Here is a 16,249-nt window from a genome sequence, read left to right as displayed (position 1 = left end):
GATCCCACCGATGTAACCGGTGTGGCGATAGTAAACCTTGTCGGTCAACTTCTTACCGGTGAACTTCACCTTGTCGGCATTGATGACGACAACATGGTCGCCGCAATCAACGTGCGGGGTGTAGCTTGGCTTGGTCTTACCACGCAGGATGTTGGCGATAAGGCTGGCAACACGGCCAACAACCAAACCTTCTGCGTCAATGAGGATCCACGATTTCTCGACGTCCTGTGGACGGATCGATTTCGTAACTCTGGATAGCGTTTTCATCGCTAATCGCACCTTTCGAAATTTTAGTGTTGCACAGAATCGCAAAGGATCCTGCACGCGAAGCGGTGCCAATGGCGATGAACCGGCCAATAGTCAAGCAAAAGCAAGGGTTTTACGACGGGTATAATAATACCTGTCGGTGTTTAGGCTGCCTCGCGTCCCAAGACATGCGCGCCCCAGACCGTTGCCGCGACCAAAAGGGCGCCGACCGCCTGATGCGATACGGCAAGGACGATGTTGACCCCCGTCATCACGGTTGCAATGCCCAGCAGCATCTGGACGCCGAAGGCGCTATGAATAGCCGCCGATGCCGCACGAACGCCTGCTTTCTTGACCCGCCGTGCCATCAGGATCAGCGCAATCACCGCGACCCACGCCCACCAGCGATGGACGAAATGGGTGAGATAGGGATCATTGACCAAAGCATAAAATGCACCCTTGGCGGTATCCACGCCATCGGGATAGAAGCGGTCGTTCATCAATGGCCATGTGTTGGCGACATATCCGGCATTCAAACCAGCAACCCATGCACCAAAGAGCAGCTGGATAAATAATATCGCCAAGATGCTGCCCGCAAAGCCCGTGATGCGCGCGGGCTTTGCCGATGGATTCTTCGTCAGTTCCTTTAGATCCAGCGCAGTCCAAACAAGACCGCCCAAGATAATCAGCGCTGTCAAAAGATGGACCGCAAGCCGGTAATGGCTGACATCGGTGCGCGCGGACAGGCCCGATGACACCATCCACCAACCAATGGTCCCCTGCAGACCACCCAGCGCAAGCAGAGCCAGCAACCGAGGCTTATAGCCGCTCGGGATCGCCTGCTTGATCCAAAACCACGCCAGCGGCAGCGCAAATGCCAATCCGATAACCCGTCCCAACAAGCGGTGCACCCATTCCCAGAAATAGATGAATTTGAACTCCGCCAGCGTCATGCCGGCGGGACCGTTAATCTCGGTATATTCGGGGATCTGTTTGTACTTTTCAAATTCGGAAAGCCAGCTCGCCTCGTTCAGCGGTGGCAAGGTACCCGTGATGGGTTTCCATTCGGTGATCGACAGGCCCGATTCGGTCAGGCGCGTGATGCCGCCCACAACGACGATCGCGAAGACGAGAGCCGCCACGCCCATAAGCCATGTAATCAGCGCCTGAGGGCGCGACTGGCTCGGATTGGCTGCGGTGTCAGAATGCGGAGCTTTATTCATAAGCCACGATATGCCCCTGATTTCAGCAAGCTGCAAGCGGACAGAGGTTGCAAAAATGGTCATAATGGCTGCAATTTATGCGATGTAATGTTGTAACGTCTAACGAATCGGTGTAGGGCGACCGCAATGACGCAGGCATGGAAAAAATGGCGGTGGGACGGGCTTGGCTTAAGCATTGCTGGCCTGTGCCTTGTGCATTGCCTTGTCACCACGCTTTTGCTGGCCTTTTTGGCATCGGCGAGCGGTTTTTTGCTCAACTCGGTCATTCATGAAACCGGCCTGTTTCTGGCCATTCTATTCGGCGTATTGGCGCTTGGTAAGGGCTTTTGGGATCATGGACTGTTTACGCCAGCTATCGTTGGCGCAGCGGGCATTGGCATGATGGCGGGCGCATTGACGCTGCCCCATGGCCTGATGGAGATTGTCTGGACCGTCATGGGCGTCATCTGCCTCGCATTAGGACATTTCCTGAACCACCGCGCATCTGCCTGACGGGCAATTGACCGACTGGCTGTCACAGCCTACATCATCAACATGGCAGTTCATCATCATCACGAGCATGCAGGCGCGTCGCTTGCCCATGCCGCCGAATCGGCTTTGATCGAGGCCGGCGAGCAGTGGACCGATATGCGCGCGGACATTTTCGCCGTGCTCGCCACATTTGAAAAACCCGCATCGGCCTACGACATCGCTGATCTGGTTTCGCAAAAGCGCGGCAAACGCGTTGCACCCAACAGCGTGTACCGGATACTCGATCTGTTCGTGACCACCAACCTTGCGCGCCGCGTCGAAAGCGCGAACGCCTATCTCGCAAATTCGCATCCTGGATGTTTGCATGATTGCATTTTCCTGATCTGCGACAGCTGCGGCACCGCCACGCATATTGATGACGATATACTGACCATGAACGTTCGCGCAGCGGCCGAACATGCCGGTTTTGCCGAGGTTCGCCCCGTGATCGAAGTCCGCGGAAAATGCGCCGATTGCGGGTAGCGCTGGCGCAATTACCCGTTCGACACCCCGATAAAAGGCCGCTAAGCTGACGTCATGACACATTCCCCAGACACGCCGTTACTCGACACGGTTAAAGTGCCCTCGGACCTTCGCAATCTTGCCGCGTCGCAGCTTCGCCAGCTCGCGGATGAATTGCGCGCAGAAACCATATCTGCAGTTTCGGTAACCGGCGGCCATCTGGGCGCTGGCTTGGGCGTCGTCGAATTGACGACCGCGATCCATTATGTCTTCAACACGCCCGATGACCGTTTGGTCTGGGACGTTGGCCACCAATGCTATCCGCACAAGATCCTGACGGGTCGCCGCGACCGCATTCGCACCTTGCGCACAGGCGGGGGGCTTTCGGGCTTCACCAAGCGCAGCGAAAGCGAATATGATCCGTTCGGCGCGGCACATAGCTCAACCTCTATTTCTGCCGCCTTGGGTTTCGCGGTTGCCAACAAGATTGCGGGCAAACCCGGCAAAGCCATTGCCGTCATTGGCGACGGTTCGATGTCGGCCGGCATGGCTTATGAGGCGATGAACAACGCCCAAGCCGCGGGCAACCGTCTGGTCGTCATCCTGAATGACAATGACATGTCGATCGCGCCGCCCGTTGGCGGTCTGTCGGCTTATTTGTCGCGTCTGGTGTCCTCCAGCGAATATCTCGGTCTACGCAGCCTTGCGAGCAAAGTCGCCAAAAAGCTTTCGCGCCGTATCTATTCGGCTGCGTCAAAGGCGGAAGAATTCGCGCGTGGCATGGCGATGGGCGGCACCTTGTTTGAGGAACTTGGCTTTTATTATGTCGGCCCCATCGACGGGCATAATCTCGACCAGCTGATCCCCGTCCTCGAAAATGTCCGCGACAATGCGGAAGGCCCCGTGCTGATCCATGTCGTCACGCAAAAGGGCAAAGGCTATGCCCCTGCCGAAGCGTCGGCTGACAAATATCATGGCGTCGTCAAATTCGACGTGGTCACGGGCAAGCAGGACAAGGGCCCCGGCGGCGGCCCGCCCGCTTATCAAAACGTCTTCGGGGAAACGCTGGCCAAGCTCGCCGAAACCGATCCCAAGATTTGCGCGATAACCGCCGCAATGCCCGGCGGCACCGGCGTCGACAAATTCTCTGCCGCGTACCCCGAACGCTCGTTCGATGTCGGTATCGCTGAACAACATGCCGTCACCTTTGCGGCTGGCCTTGCGGCACAGGGGATGCGTCCCTTCTGCGCGATTTATTCTACCTTCCTGCAACGCGCCTATGACCAGGTCGTGCACGACGTCGCGATCCAGAATTTGCCTGTGCGCTTCGCCATTGACCGCGCCGGCCTCGTCGGCGCTGATGGCAGCACGCATGCAGGATCGTTCGACATTACCTATCTGGCGACCTTGCCCAATATGGTCGTCATGTCGCCAGCTGATGAAGCCGAACTGGTCCACATGACCTATACCGCTGTCCTGCACGACAGCGGGCCAATCGCGTTCCGTTATCCGCGCGGCAATGGCACGGGCGTTGCGATGCCCGAAGTGCCGCAGCAGTTGGAAATCGGCAAAGGCCGGATCATCCGTGAAGGCAAGAAGGTTGCGATTCTCTCACTCGGCACGCGTTTGGCCGAAGCGATGAAGGCGGCAGAGACGCTTGATGCCAAGGGCCTGAGCACCACCGTCGCCGACTTGCGCTTTGCAAAGCCACTTGATGAAAAAATGATCCGCCATCTGATCGCCACGCATGAGGTTGTCGTGACGGTCGAAGAGGCATCCGTGGGCGGCCTTGGCGCGCATGTGCTGACACTCGCGAGCGATGCTGGCCTGATGGACGCCGGTCTAAAAATCCGCACGATGCGCCTGCCCGACATGTTCCAAGAACATGACAGCCCGCAAAAGCAATATGACGAAGCCGGCCTGAATGCCCCGCAGATCGTCGAAACAGTGCTCAAGGCGCTGCGCCACAACAGCGCCGGCGTGGAGGAAGCGAGCGCCAGCGCTTAACCCGCGCGGCGCTCTCAAAACTTAACCCGGAATAACAGCCTGCGCGGTTTGGCCGTCGCCTTCGGGGGCGGCGATGATGTCCCGGGTGATGCTGCCTTTGTTGACCGTGTTGGTCTGCGGGTCACCGACCGAAGAACGAATACCCATTTCGGCATTGCCCGAAGTCGTTGAGATCGCGCGTTCAGCGGCAGAACGCGGTGCGATGCCGCCAAACAAAGCGTCCAAAAGCTGTTCCTGACCACCATCGGCCGGACGGATTGCCGTTGCCGCGGTTGGCTCCAACGCAAAATCCGGCGGAACGACCAAAGGCGCAGCGCGGCCAACCGTTGGCGCTTCATCGCCCGCCGAGGAACAACCCGACAACAATGGCAGGGTCGCGATCGCCATAGCGAGTAGGGCTGATTTCGTTTTCATATGCGTATCCATTTACTGGGCCGACTGCGGACGGGGCGCAGGTGCAGCGCCGCCGAACATGGCGTCCAAAACCTGTTGCTTCGTATCGCTATCTTGCGGGCGCGGCGCATCGGGTGTCGGCGCGGGCAAAGCAAATTCGGTTGGAAGCTGAAGTGGCTTTGACCGGCTTACGGCAAATTCATCTGGCCGGTCACGGTCAAACACGCTGGTGGTGCCGCAGCCCGAAAGCGCGAGCAAAGCAACTGACGCCGCTGCAAACATATTGATCCGCTTCATGATTTCTCCACTATGTCAGCGCTGCTTTCGGGTTGCTGAACGTCAGCCCCGTCACCGGTTTGCTTGTCGCTTATCAGGAAGGCGCGGGCAAGCAATATCAGCACACCAATGCTGATGCAGGCATCGGCAAGGTTGAATATGTAAAAGGGCCGGAATGCGCCAATGTGCAAATCGGCATAATCGACGACATAGCCATATCGCGCGCGGTCAACGATATTGCCAAGCGCGCCGCCCAAAACGAGCGACAAAGCCAGCACATCACCGCGCAGTTTCTCCCGCCACATCCAAACGGCAACACCCGCGGCAATCACCGCCGTCAGCGCCACCAACGCCCAGCGTTCGCCATCGTTATCTGCCGTCAGAAAGCTCATCGAAACGCCGCGATTTTCGGCATAGCGCAGGTCGAAGAACGAAATGATGTGAATAACACCGCGGCTTTTCAGCTGAAGCGGGCCAAGCATCGCATATTTCACGATCTGGTCCGCGATGAACACAAGGCTTGCCAGCATGATGCCCTGAAGGCGGAATTTAGGATTGGGGTTCATGCGTTTCCGTTCACAACAGTATCGCATCTGTCGCACAATGCGCCATCGTCGACAACCTCGGGAAGATGCCGCCAGCAACGGCCGCATTTGTGATTGGTGGTTTTAACTGCGCCAGCGCTGTCGCCCTGATGAACAGCCGAGACGATGAATATTTCGGCGAGATCTACATCGCCGAACGATCCGCTGTGGGTATATTCCACCTCAAGGCTGGAACCGACAATCTTCTCACGGCGCATGGGTTCGATTTGTTCGGTTGCGACCATACGCGACGCACGGATGCTCGCCCATTTTTCAGCCAAGGCCGCGTCAAGAACTGCGGGAACCTCCGGCCAATCCGAAAAATGCACGCTGTCGGCATCTGGGAAGCGCGTCTGCCACACCTCTTCGCTGGTGAAGACCAACACCGGCGCGGCATAGCGCACGAGGGCGTGGAACAAGGTGTCGAGCACCGTGCGATACGCCATCCGCTTGGGATCGGTCGGCGCGTCGCAATAGAGGCAATCTTTACGGATATCGAAGAAGAATGCCGACAGGTCTTCGTTACAAAACTCGGTCAGCAAACGGACATAAGTGTTAAAGTCAAAATCATTGACCGCCGTCTTCAACTTCGCGTCCATGTCCGCGAGCAGATGGAGCATATAACGCTCCAGCTCGGGCATATCGGCGACCGCGACCTTTTCCGCGTCCGAAAAGCCGTCGAGCGCGCCGAGCAGATAGCGGAAGGTGTTGCGCAATTTGCGATATTGGTCGGAAACGCCCTGCAGGATTTCCTTGCCGATCCGGTGGTCTTCGGTGAAGTCCACGGTCAACGCCCATAGCCGCAAAATATCCGCGCCGCTGTCGCGCATCAGGTCGAGCGGGTTGATCGTGTTGCCCAGCGACTTGGACATTTTCATGCCCTTTTGATCCATCGTAAAGCCGTGGGTCAGCACCGCGTTATAGGGCGCACGGCCCCGCGTGCCGCAGCTTTGCAGCAGGCTGGACTGGAACCAGCCACGATGCTGGTCGCTGCCTTCGAGATAGAGGTCCGCTGGCCATTGCAGGTCAGGCCAACGTCCGCTTTCAAGGACGAACGCATGCGTGCAGCCGGAATCGAACCAGACGTCCAAAATGTCGGTGACGCGTTCATAATCGGCAAGCGCATAGTCGCTGCCCAGATATTCCTGTGCGCGTTCGTCGCTCCAGCCATCGACGCCATTTTCGCGAATGCCCGCGATGATACGCGCGTTCACGCCCGCGTCGCAGAGATATTGGCCAGACTTGCGATCCACAAAAAGCGTGATCGGCACGCCCCATGCGCGCTGGCGGGACAGCACCCAATCGGGGCGGCCTTCGACCATCGCGGTGATACGATTCTGGCCCTTTTCCGGAACCCAGCGGGTGTCCGAAATCGCGGTCATTGCTTTTTCGCGCAATGTACCATCAGCCGTCGCTTTATCCATCGGCACAAACCATTGCGGGGTGCAGCGATAGATGACCTTCGCCTTTGACCGCCAGCTGTGCGGATAGCTGTGCTTGTAATCCGCCGATGCCGCGAGCAATCCGCCAGCCGCGTGCAACGCGGTGCAGATGGGGCCATCAGGCGCGTTGAATTTGGGATTGATGACGCTGCCTTCACCGCCAAGCCAGAGCCAGTCGGCGCGATATTTGCCATCGCCTTCAACCGCGAACACCGGTTCAATGCCATTGGCCTTGCACAGGTCAAAGTCATCCTCGCCATGGTCAGGCGCCATATGGACAAGGCCGGTACCGCTGTCGGTGGTGACGAAATCGCCCGCAAGCATCGGACGCGGCTTGGCAAAGAAACCGCCGAGTTCGTGCATCGGGTGGCGGACCATTGCGCCTTCGAGGCTACCCCCTATCGAGCCCCGGAATTTCGCTTCCTCGCCCATTCGAGTGAATGTTTCAGAAGTAACGCCTGGAGCCATAGCGATTACAATTCGGCGCCCATCCGAAAGTTCATAAACGGCATATTCAACGTTCGGGCCAAAAGCTAAAGCTTGGTTCACCGGGATCGTCCATGGTGTCGTTGTCCAGATAACCGCGAAATGCGGAATTCCAGATTCGATTGCTTCTTGCAGCCCTGGCGCGTTCGGTGCCTCCAAAATCTCAAACGCCACATCGATCTGCGTCGAAACGATATCCTCATATTCGACTTCAGCTTCGGCCAAGGCGGTCTTTTCCACCGGCGACCACATGACGGGCTTTGCACCGCGATAGAGCTGTCCGCTTTCTGCAAATTTCAACAGCTCCGAAACAATGGTCGCCTCGGCCTGGAAATCCATCGTCAGATAGGGATTGTCCCAATCGGCATTGATGCCCAGCCGCTTCAATTGTTCGCGCTGCGTATCGACCCAATGCTGCGCATAAGCGCGGCATTCGGCGCGGAACTCAACGGCGGGAACTTCGTCCTTGTTGAGCTTTTTCTTGCGATATTGCTCTTCGACCTTCCACTCGATGGGCAGGCCGTGGCAATCCCAACCGGGCACATAAGGCGCGTCTTTGCCCAACAATGTCTGCGTGCGGACGACCATGTCCTTCAGGATATGGTTCAGCGCATGGCCGATATGCATGTCGCCATTCGCGTAAGGCGGGCCGTCATGCAGAATGAACTTCTCACGCCCGCGACGGCGATTGCGCAGCTCCGCATAAAAATCCTGCGCCTGCCAACGCGCGAGAATGCCCGGTTCCTTCTGCGGAAGGCCGGCCTTCATAGGGAAATCTGTTTTCGGCAGGAAAACGGTGTCGCGATAGTCGATAGGGTCAGTCATGTTAGAAGCGCCCTTAGCGCAAAGATGAGGAGAATTGAAACCTCCTTGTCACTCCACGCGTGTGTCATTCCCGCGAATGCGGGAATCCATGGCATGACATGTCAGCGTAAACTGCGCAGACAGACCATGGACCCCCGATCAAGTCGGGGGTGACAAATGGTATAGCTACCAATTATCGCCCTGCGCGCAGAGTGATTACACTGCCCCCAATATCCGGCGGGCTTCGTCGCAGTCCTGCGCCATTTGCGCCATCAGTGCGTCGAGACTATCAAACTTCGCCTCTCCGCGGATGAAGGCGTGGAATTCGATTTCGATATTCTGCCCATACAGATCCTCGGCAAAGTCGAAGAAATGCGGCTCAAGCAATTCCTTGGGCGGGTCGAACGTCGGGCGAATACCAAGGTTTGCGGCACCGTTGAGCACGCGGCCGTCGGGCAAGCGGCCCTTCACCGCATAAATGCCGTACCGCGGGCGCAAATAATGGCCCATGTCGATATTGGCGGTCGGGAAACCCAATAGCCGACCGTTTTTATCGCCATGCTGCACAATGCCCTCAACCGTGAACGGCCGGGTGAGCAAGGCGGTGGCCGTGGCGCAGTCGCCATCCTTGAGCGCCGTGCGGATGCGGCTCGACGATATCACGCCGCCATCATCGACCACTGGCCCCATGGCGGTCGACGTTAGGCCATGCGCACCACCCAAATCGCGCAACACGTCAATATTGCCGCCGCGCTTATGCCCAAAGGTAAAATCCTCACCCGTGACCACCGCCGAAATGCCCAAACGTTCCATCAGCAATGTGACGATGAAATCTTCCGCACTGGTCGCGGCCAGCTCTGCATCGAAATCAAACACCAGCATCGCGTCGGCACCGGCTTCTTCAAACAAGCGCTGGCGTTGATCGAGCGTCGTCAGACGGAACCACGGCGATTCCGGCGCAAAAAAGCGCACGGGATGCGGATCAAATGTTGCGATAATCGCTGGCTTACCTGCTGCCTTGGCCTGTTTTATCGCTTCGCCAGCAACGGCCTGATGCCCCAAATGAAAGCCATCAAAATTGCCCAAGGCAACGACACCGCCGCGCAACGCGTCAGGCGTCCGGTCTTTGGCAGAAAGGCGGGGAATGGTCATTGCGCGGTGGCGACCTTTTCCATCGGTACCAAGCCAGCACGGATGACGCGCAATGCATTTTCGCCCATGACGGCGCGAATTTCGTCTGGCGTGAAACCCTCGTCCATCAACGCTTGCGTGACTTGCGCGAGTTGCGAGGTATCGAAACGCACCGTGGTCGCGCCATCATAGTCCGATCCCAAAGCGACATGTTGAATGCCAACGAGATCGCGCACATGCTTCATCGCCTTGGCCGCAGCCCGCGGATCGGTGGAGCATATGGCACCCTCCCAATAGCCGATGCCAATGATACCGCCGGTTTTGGCCACGCCGCGCACTTCGTCATCGGTCAGATTGCGGTTCACCTTGCACGTCGCCTGCACGCCGCCATGGCTGGAGACCACGGGACGTTTCGCCATGGCCAAAACCTCGGCAACGCCAGCATGGCTGAGATGCGCGATGTCGACGATCATGCCCTTCGCCTCCATCCGGCGCAATACATCGCGACCAAAGGGCGTCAGTCCGCCTTTTTTCAGGCCGTGCATCGACCCGCCCAATTCATTGTCAAAGAAATGCGTGAACCCCGCCATGCGGAACCCGGCGTCGTACAATCGGTCGAGATTCTCGATTTTGCCTTCAAGATTATGGAGGCCTTCAATGGTCAGCATCGCGCCGACTGTGCTCCGGTCCTTTTGCCGCGCGGCAAGCAAGGCATCGAGCTGCTGCGCCTTGTCCACCGCTTGCAATTTCCCGTCCGATCCGGTGACCGCATGGTCGCGCTTCGACGCGTGATATAGCGACCGCTCAACCAATGAGCGCCATGTTTTCACCGGCTGCAGCTGGGCGAAGGTCAGCAGAGTGATATTGTCGGTGTCCGCACCATTGCCGTCATAATTCTGGCCTTTGGGCGTTTTGGTGACCGACGAAAAAAGCTGAAGCGCGACATTGCCCTCTTGCAAGCGCGGCAAATCCATATGGCCGCGATCCGCAGGCTTGCCCAAATCGCGGTTCCACATCAACGTGTCGCTGTGCAGGTCTACGATGTTCAATGTCTTATGCAACGCCTTGGCCTCATCGCTGACCTTGATCAGCGGCTGACCGTCAATCTGGTTCATCGAACCTTCGACATAGCCGGGTAAAAAGCCGAAAAAGCCAATCGCAGCCGCGCCAATCAGCGTCAGCGGAATCCAGAATTTCTTACGCATTATGTCCCCCAATACACCGCGCTTAGTTCTTTGCCCGCCGCACGAGCGTGACAAAATCAAACGCAGGTGCGCCGTTCAACGCATCATGGTGTTCGCGGGACAGTTCTTCCCACTCCGCCATGTCGAAATCCGGAACCGACGTGTCGCCTTCGGGCTGCGCGGCAATCTCCGTCAATTCAATGCGGTCCGCGAGCGGCAGAAACAGATTATAGATTTCCGCGCCGCCAATAACGCACACATGTGGGCCATTGGCGCGCTTCAGCGCGTCGGCCACCGAATGCGCGATTTCGGCGCCGTCTTCTTCCCATGCGGTATCGCGGGTCAAAACAATGTGGCGTCGGCCATCCAGCAGGCCGGGCAGGCTGTCAAAGGTCTTGCGCCCCATAATCATGGGCCGCCCTTTGGTTATCTGTTTGAAATGACGCAGGTCCGCAGGGAGATGCCACGGCATGCCGCCATCTTTCCCGATGACTCCATTGGCGGCGCGGGCGAGGACAAGGATGATTTCGGGATGATTCATAACCCCGCTTTGCCTTGAAAAACTTAGCGATACAAGCGGGTGACGTGGCCTATTTTTCGGCCCGGGCGCGCTTCGGCCTTTCCATAAAGATGCAGATGCGCCGCGGGGTCAGCCAAAATCTGTGCAAAGGCGTCGCCATCATCCCCGATCAGATTCTGCATTTCGACACGCGCCGCCACCGTTTCGGTGCTGCCAAGCGGCAGTCCGCAAATCGCGCGGATGTGGTTTTCAAACTGGCTGGTGGCCGCGCCTTCAATCGTCCAATGGCCGCTATTGTGCACGCGGGGCGCGATTTCATTGAACAAGGGGCCTGCGCTGCTGGCAAAAAATTCGGCGGTGAATACGCCGACATAGTCAAGCTTGGTCGCAACCGCCGCCGCCATATCGCGCGCTGCTTGCTGTTGGCTTTCCACAAGTGCACCAGCGGGCAGCGTCGACGTTGCCAAGATGCCGCCGACATGCACATTGTGCGGGCTGTCCCAAAAGCGGATCTCGCCATCTTGGCCGCGCACCAATATCACCGAAAATTCGGCATCGAACTGGACCATGGCTTCTGCGATCAGCGGCTGCGCACCCGTCTGCGCCCATGCATCGGCCAGATCGTCCTGCGACGTGACGCGAAGCTGCCCCTTGCCGTCATATCCCATGCGGATTGTCTTCAGGATGCACGGGATACCCACCGCATCGACCGCCGCCTGCACGTCACCTGGCACATTTGCGATGGCAAAGTTCGCTGTCTGTCCGCCAAGGCTGCGGACAAAGCGCTTTTCGGCATCACGGTCCTGCGCGACTTCCAACGCCTTGGCCGGCGGATAGATGGGGACAAGCCCGGCAATCGTTTCAAGCGGTGCAACGGGCACATTTTCAAATTCAAAGGTGACGACATCGCATTGCTGCGCAAAATCTTTCAACGCGGCATGGTCGTCATAGGCGCCGATGCTGCTTTGCGCGGCGACGTCAAACGCCACATTGTCCCCTGCTGGCGCGTAAATATGGCAGCGATAGCCAAGCTGGGCCGCCGCAACCGCGAGCATCCGGCCAAGCTGGCCGCCACCCAATATTCCAATGGTCGAACCAGGGGGCAACGCAGTCATCGGCTTCGTCTCACTCCGGCGTTTCGGCTACCGAAGCGGTCTGGGCCGCGCGCCATGCGTCCAGCCGCGCCGCGAGCGCTGCATCATTATTGGCCAGCATCGCCGCTGCCAAAAGCGCGGCGTTCGTAGCGCCCGCCTTGCCAATCGCGAGCGTGCCGACGGGAATGCCCGCGGGCATCTGAACGATCGACAACAGGCTGTCCATGCCATCCAGCGCCTTCGACTGCACGGGCACGCCAAGCACCGGAAGCCGTGTCATCGACGCCGCCATGCCCGGCAAATGCGCCGCGCCGCCTGCGCCCGCGATAATGCATTGCAGACCCCGATCAACCGCGCTTTTTGCATAATCATATAGACGCTCAGGCGTACGGTGCGCGGACACCACTTTGCATTCATGGGGAATGTCGAGCGCAGTCAGCGTGGCTGACGCTTCGCGCATCGTTTCCCAGTCCGAACGGCTTCCCATGATGATGCCAATAAGCGGCGCTGAGTCAGTCATGTGTCACTCCCCTGACAACTTCGATGGCATGGCCTTAGCCGCGTGGTGCAAAAGGCGCAATCCAGCAACAATAGGATAATCACAGGCCCGCGCACGCGCGCGGCACGATAGTGTTACCGCGCGGATAGATAGTGATATGCACCGTTCAAATTGTCGTCGAGTTCATAGACAATCGGTTGGCCCGTCGGGATTTCAAGGCCATTGATATCCGCATCCGAAATGCCCGAAAGATGCTTCACCAGCGCGCGCAAGCTGTTGCCATGTGCAGAGATTAAAACGGTTTTTCCGGCCTTTAGCTCAGGGACAATGGCGCTCTCCCAATATGGCAAAACGCGCAGTATCGTGTCCTTCAGGCTTTCCGACGCGGGAATTTTGATGCCCGCATAACGCGGATCGGACGACAGGTCATAAGGCGATCCCACCTCCAATGGCGGCGGCGGAATATCGAAACTGCGGCGCCAGATTTTGACCTGTTCGTCGCCATGCTTGGCCGCTGTCTCTGCCTTATCAAGGCCCGTCAGGCCGCCATAATGGCGCTCGTTCAATTGCCAGTTCTTGGTCACCGGAACCCAAAGCCGACCCATCGCCTCAAGCGCAAGGTTCAACGTCTTGATCGCGCGTGTCTGCACGCTGGTAAAGGCGACATCAGGGGCAATGCCCTTGGCCTTCATCAACTCGCCCGCGGCCCACGCTTCGGCTGCGCCTTTATCGGTTACGTCAACATCCCACCAACCGGTGAACCGGTTTTCAAGGTTCCATTGGGATTGTCCGTGGCGAATGAGGATAAGCTTTGGCATGGGAGTTCCTTCGTTGTTTGACCGCGCCCTAACGCAAGTTGGTCAAATCGCCAAGGTCATGAAACGGCTAAACGGGTCTTCGACATAATCGCCAAAGGGTGGGCAATATTCAAACCCGTGCGCTTCATACAGCGCCAACGCCGGCGCGAAATCCGCCGACGATCCTGTCTCAAGGCTCAAGCAGTGATAACCCCGGGCGCGCGCTTGCGAAATGATATGCGTCAGCATGTTGGCGCCAACACCTTTGCGCAAATGGTCCGCATGCGTGCGCATCGATTTGACCTCGCCATGTTCGGGCGTCAGCTCTTTCAAAGCCCCGCACCCCGCAAGCGCATCCCCGTCCCAAATCGACCAAAAGGTCACATCGGGCGCATTCAGCCCGTCGAAATCCAGAAAATGGCAACTTTCCGGTGGCGAGCTTGCCAGCATCCCGGCAAAATGCGTTTCCAGCAATGCGCGGATTTCACTGCCGGAAAGATCATCCACGATGATGCGCATAAGGACTGCTTACACCATCTCCGCCAGCGTCGCGAGGCACTCGCGGGCCAGCAGGCGGCACCGCTCTGGTGACCAGCCCTGATAGGGATCATTGCCATGCACCGTGTCTTTGTAAGGCATTTCGAGCGTCATCGACACGCATTGATGCGACGGGCCAAAACGTTCGGCGAGCTGGTTTGTCGACATGGTCAGGTTGGCTTTGCCCGGCCCCGCTTTGGTGTAACCCAGCTCGGTCTGGAAATCGGGTGTGCGCGCGGCGAGGCGGTTGATGAAATTGTTATATCGCGCGCCTTGATCATCGGTCCATGACGGGATGCCTTCAAACCCGGCCATGAATGCAGCGGGAATGGCTTCATCCCCGTGAACATCCATCGCCCAATGCACGCCGGTTTCATCCATGGCGTTGCGAATAGCCAGAACCTCTGGACTACGCTCCAAGCTTGGATCGGCCCATTCGCGGTTCAGGTTTACGCCCGCAAAATTGGTGCGCAAATGTCCGCGGCAGCTGCCGTCGGGATTGCAATTGGGCACGATATGCAGCCGGCATTTTTCCAGCAACACCCGCGTGTGCGGATCGCTGAGGTCGGTGAGCATATCCAGCGCACCTTCCATCCAATATTCGGCCTGTGTTTCGCCCGGATGCTGGCGCGCGTACAACCAGACCTGCGTTTCGCCATCCCCCATCGACAGGCAATCAATGGGTTGCCCTTCAAGGCTGTGGCCCAAGCAACGATAGGTGACGCCTTCGCATGTTGCGGCGTCAGAAATCAGATCATGGTGCCGTTCCATGCTAAAGGGCGCGAAATAGGCGAACCAGACGATGTCGCTGGCGGGCGTGTAGCGAATGGTCAGGGTGCCGCCGTCCGCAGCTTTGTCATAGCTCGTATCGGCGCGGCCCCAGTAGTCGCGGTCTTCGGAAACGCAGGCGCGATAATCTGGCCAGCCGCCGGGATAGGCGCTGCCTTCCAAGCCCGTTATGCGCAGTTCAAGTTCCTCGCCCGCTGCGCACGCAACGCGGAAGTGGAACCATTGCGCAAACTCCGAATCCTTATCCTTGCGAATGCCAAGGGTGGCGCTGTTGCCATTGATGGCGTGCACTATGATGTTACCGCTGTCGAAGGCAGCATTGATATCGGTGATCGGCATTTTTGGTTCGTTCTCGCAATGAAGTTTATGGAACGCGGATAGTCTCGCCAGACACGCCGGGGAAGTCCTTAAACAAGGCTTCGGCCAATTTAGCGGCAGCAATGCCGGGCTGCGCGGCAGGCGAGCCCGCTTTGGCAGATTGCACCGCGGTCCCTTCCCAGATCACCAGCTGGTCACTGCGCCGGATGATGCGCACCGACAAACTGGTCTGCAATTGCGCTGCCGACCCGCCGCCGAGATTGATGCCAACGCCCAAACCAATGCCCGACCCATAGCTGCCGGTTGATCCGCCGACGCCCACGGAAACCGGTGACGGGCGATCCGGACGTATCATCGTCGCGCCAAAGCGTATTTCGGCAACAATATCGCTTGTACCCGCTTGATTGCGATAGCCGACCCGCTGCATTTCGCGCGTCACCGCCGCAACATAAGGCGAAGCCGATAGCGATCGGTCCGCCGCCGATTCGCCGGCAACCTCAACCCCAAAACTGCCCTTGCCATAAGGCACGCCTTCGGCTGCGCGGTTAAAACGCGTAACCTCGACAGGGCCAGTGGGAACGACACAGGCCGACAACAGTGAAAGCGCGAGAAGCGGCAAGATTCTGGGAGTTTTCATCATGGTCCTATCCTTAAGCGCGTCATATATCATGGCAAGCTATCTATGGGGGCTGAATCGCATAATAGCGCCGAACGCGCTTGACTTTACGCCGCCCCACCCATAGGAGCGCGCCTTCAATTCAAGCTTTATGCATCAAAAAGACGGGTAAATCCGATGAAAGTCGTTAATTCTCTCAAGTCGCTCAAAGGCCGCCATCGTGACAACCGCGTGATTCGTCGTCGTGGCCGGACCTATGTCATCAACAAGACCCAGCCACGCTTTAAGGCGCGCCAGGGTTAATTGGCCGCTGCCTGCGCAATGCGGGCAG

The 16,249-nt window shown here is 58.1% G+C and carries 19 protein-coding genes; 4 read left to right on the top strand and 15 right to left on the bottom strand.

The features are described 5' to 3' along the window. Positions 1-267: 50S ribosomal protein L13 (rplM, locus tag ACILQA_RS04850; protein ID WP_395628666.1), on the bottom strand; the 267-nt coding region annotated here is incomplete at its 3' end. A gap of 143 nt (positions 268-410) precedes the next feature. After that, positions 411-1,469: a COX15/CtaA family protein gene (locus ACILQA_RS04845; protein ID WP_395628665.1), complete on the bottom strand. Its 1,059-nt coding sequence runs from the start codon at positions 1,467-1,469 to the stop codon at positions 411-413. Positions 1,470-1,595: 126 nt separating this feature from the next. Here ACILQA_RS04845 and ACILQA_RS04840 point away from each other — a divergent pair, with 126 nt between their 5' ends. Genes ACILQA_RS04840 through dxs form a run of 3 tightly spaced genes read left to right on the top strand, consistent with a single transcriptional unit; the run spans position 1,596 to position 4,448 of the window. Then, positions 1,596-1,961 (top strand): MerC domain-containing protein, encoded by a 366-nt coding sequence (locus tag ACILQA_RS04840; RefSeq protein WP_395628664.1) that lies wholly within the window; start codon positions 1,596-1,598, stop codon positions 1,959-1,961. Between the two features lie 42 nt (positions 1,962-2,003). Continuing rightward, a complete protein-coding gene (locus tag ACILQA_RS04835) occupies positions 2,004-2,462 on the top strand; it encodes a Fur family transcriptional regulator (RefSeq protein ID WP_395628663.1) in 459 nt (152 codons plus the stop codon). Between the two features lie 54 nt (positions 2,463-2,516). Continuing rightward, positions 2,517-4,448, top strand: coding sequence for a 1-deoxy-D-xylulose-5-phosphate synthase (gene dxs / locus ACILQA_RS04830; RefSeq protein WP_395628662.1), 1,932 nt, complete (start codon positions 2,517-2,519; stop codon positions 4,446-4,448). 21 nt (positions 4,449-4,469) lie between these two features. Here dxs and ACILQA_RS04825 read toward each other — a convergent pair whose 3' ends face one another. From ACILQA_RS04825 to ACILQA_RS04765, 13 genes are all read right to left on the bottom strand, one after another. Next, entirely contained in the window at positions 4,470-4,862 is a 393-nt protein-coding gene (locus tag ACILQA_RS04825) for a DUF3035 domain-containing protein (protein WP_395628661.1), read from the bottom strand. 12 nt (positions 4,863-4,874) lie between these two features. Beyond that, positions 4,875-5,138 (bottom strand): DUF3035 domain-containing protein, encoded by a 264-nt coding sequence (locus ACILQA_RS04820; RefSeq protein WP_395628660.1) that lies wholly within the window; start codon positions 5,136-5,138, stop codon positions 4,875-4,877. Next, positions 5,135-5,683 (bottom strand): signal peptidase II, encoded by a 549-nt coding sequence (lspA, locus tag ACILQA_RS04815; protein WP_395628659.1) that lies wholly within the window; start codon positions 5,681-5,683, stop codon positions 5,135-5,137. Before lspA ends, ACILQA_RS04820 begins: the two co-directional genes overlap by 4 nt. Continuing rightward, positions 5,680-8,454: an isoleucine--tRNA ligase gene (gene ileS / locus ACILQA_RS04810; protein ID WP_395628658.1), complete on the bottom strand. Its 2,775-nt coding sequence runs from the start codon at positions 8,452-8,454 to the stop codon at positions 5,680-5,682. Before ileS ends, lspA begins: the two co-directional genes overlap by 4 nt. A 195-nt stretch (positions 8,455-8,649) precedes the next feature. Then, a complete protein-coding gene (locus ACILQA_RS04805) occupies positions 8,650-9,579 on the bottom strand; it encodes a bifunctional riboflavin kinase/FAD synthetase (RefSeq protein WP_395628667.1) in 930 nt (309 codons plus the stop codon). Between the two features lie 2 nt (positions 9,580-9,581). Next, the gene (locus ACILQA_RS04800) at positions 9,582-10,769 is read right to left on the bottom strand and encodes a dipeptidase (RefSeq protein WP_395628657.1); all 1,188 of its coding nucleotides are present in this window, start codon (positions 10,767-10,769) and stop codon (positions 9,582-9,584) included. Positions 10,770-10,791: 22 nt separating this feature from the next. Next, complete coding sequence (locus ACILQA_RS04795) at positions 10,792-11,289, bottom strand: dihydrofolate reductase (RefSeq protein ID WP_395628656.1); 498 nt, start codon at positions 11,287-11,289, stop codon at positions 10,792-10,794. Positions 11,290-11,312: 23 nt separating this feature from the next. Next, on the bottom strand, positions 11,313-12,383 hold the full coding sequence (locus ACILQA_RS04790) for a 5-(carboxyamino)imidazole ribonucleotide synthase (protein WP_395628655.1): 1,071 nt from the start codon (positions 12,381-12,383) through the stop codon (positions 11,313-11,315). 10 nt (positions 12,384-12,393) lie between these two features. After that, positions 12,394-12,882, bottom strand: coding sequence for a 5-(carboxyamino)imidazole ribonucleotide mutase (gene purE, locus ACILQA_RS04785; RefSeq protein WP_395628654.1), 489 nt, complete (start codon positions 12,880-12,882; stop codon positions 12,394-12,396). A gap of 113 nt (positions 12,883-12,995) precedes the next feature. Next, the gene (gpmA, locus tag ACILQA_RS04780) at positions 12,996-13,679 is read right to left on the bottom strand and encodes a 2,3-diphosphoglycerate-dependent phosphoglycerate mutase (RefSeq protein WP_395628653.1); all 684 of its coding nucleotides are present in this window, start codon (positions 13,677-13,679) and stop codon (positions 12,996-12,998) included. 42 nt (positions 13,680-13,721) lie between these two features. After that, the gene (locus tag ACILQA_RS04775) at positions 13,722-14,177 is read right to left on the bottom strand and encodes a GNAT family N-acetyltransferase (protein WP_395628652.1); all 456 of its coding nucleotides are present in this window, start codon (positions 14,175-14,177) and stop codon (positions 13,722-13,724) included. 9 nt (positions 14,178-14,186) lie between these two features. Further along, complete coding sequence (locus tag ACILQA_RS04770) at positions 14,187-15,323, bottom strand: M14-type cytosolic carboxypeptidase (RefSeq protein ID WP_395628651.1); 1,137 nt, start codon at positions 15,321-15,323, stop codon at positions 14,187-14,189. A 25-nt stretch (positions 15,324-15,348) separates the two neighbouring features. Beyond that, positions 15,349-15,942 (bottom strand): DUF4136 domain-containing protein, encoded by a 594-nt coding sequence (locus tag ACILQA_RS04765; RefSeq protein WP_395628650.1) that lies wholly within the window; start codon positions 15,940-15,942, stop codon positions 15,349-15,351. Positions 15,943-16,095: 153 nt separating this feature from the next. Between ACILQA_RS04765 and ykgO the strand changes: the two genes are divergently transcribed. Next, entirely contained in the window at positions 16,096-16,221 is a 126-nt protein-coding gene (gene ykgO / locus ACILQA_RS04760) for a type B 50S ribosomal protein L36 (RefSeq protein ID WP_125229386.1), read from the top strand. Positions 16,222-16,249 lie beyond the last annotated feature (28 nt).

Source organism: Sphingorhabdus sp., from assembly GCF_044239005.1.
GTDB lineage: Bacteria > Pseudomonadota > Alphaproteobacteria > Sphingomonadales > Sphingomonadaceae > Sphingorhabdus_B.
Note: the sequence above shows the minus strand (reverse complement) of the source record. Positions and strands in the feature narration are given on the sequence as shown.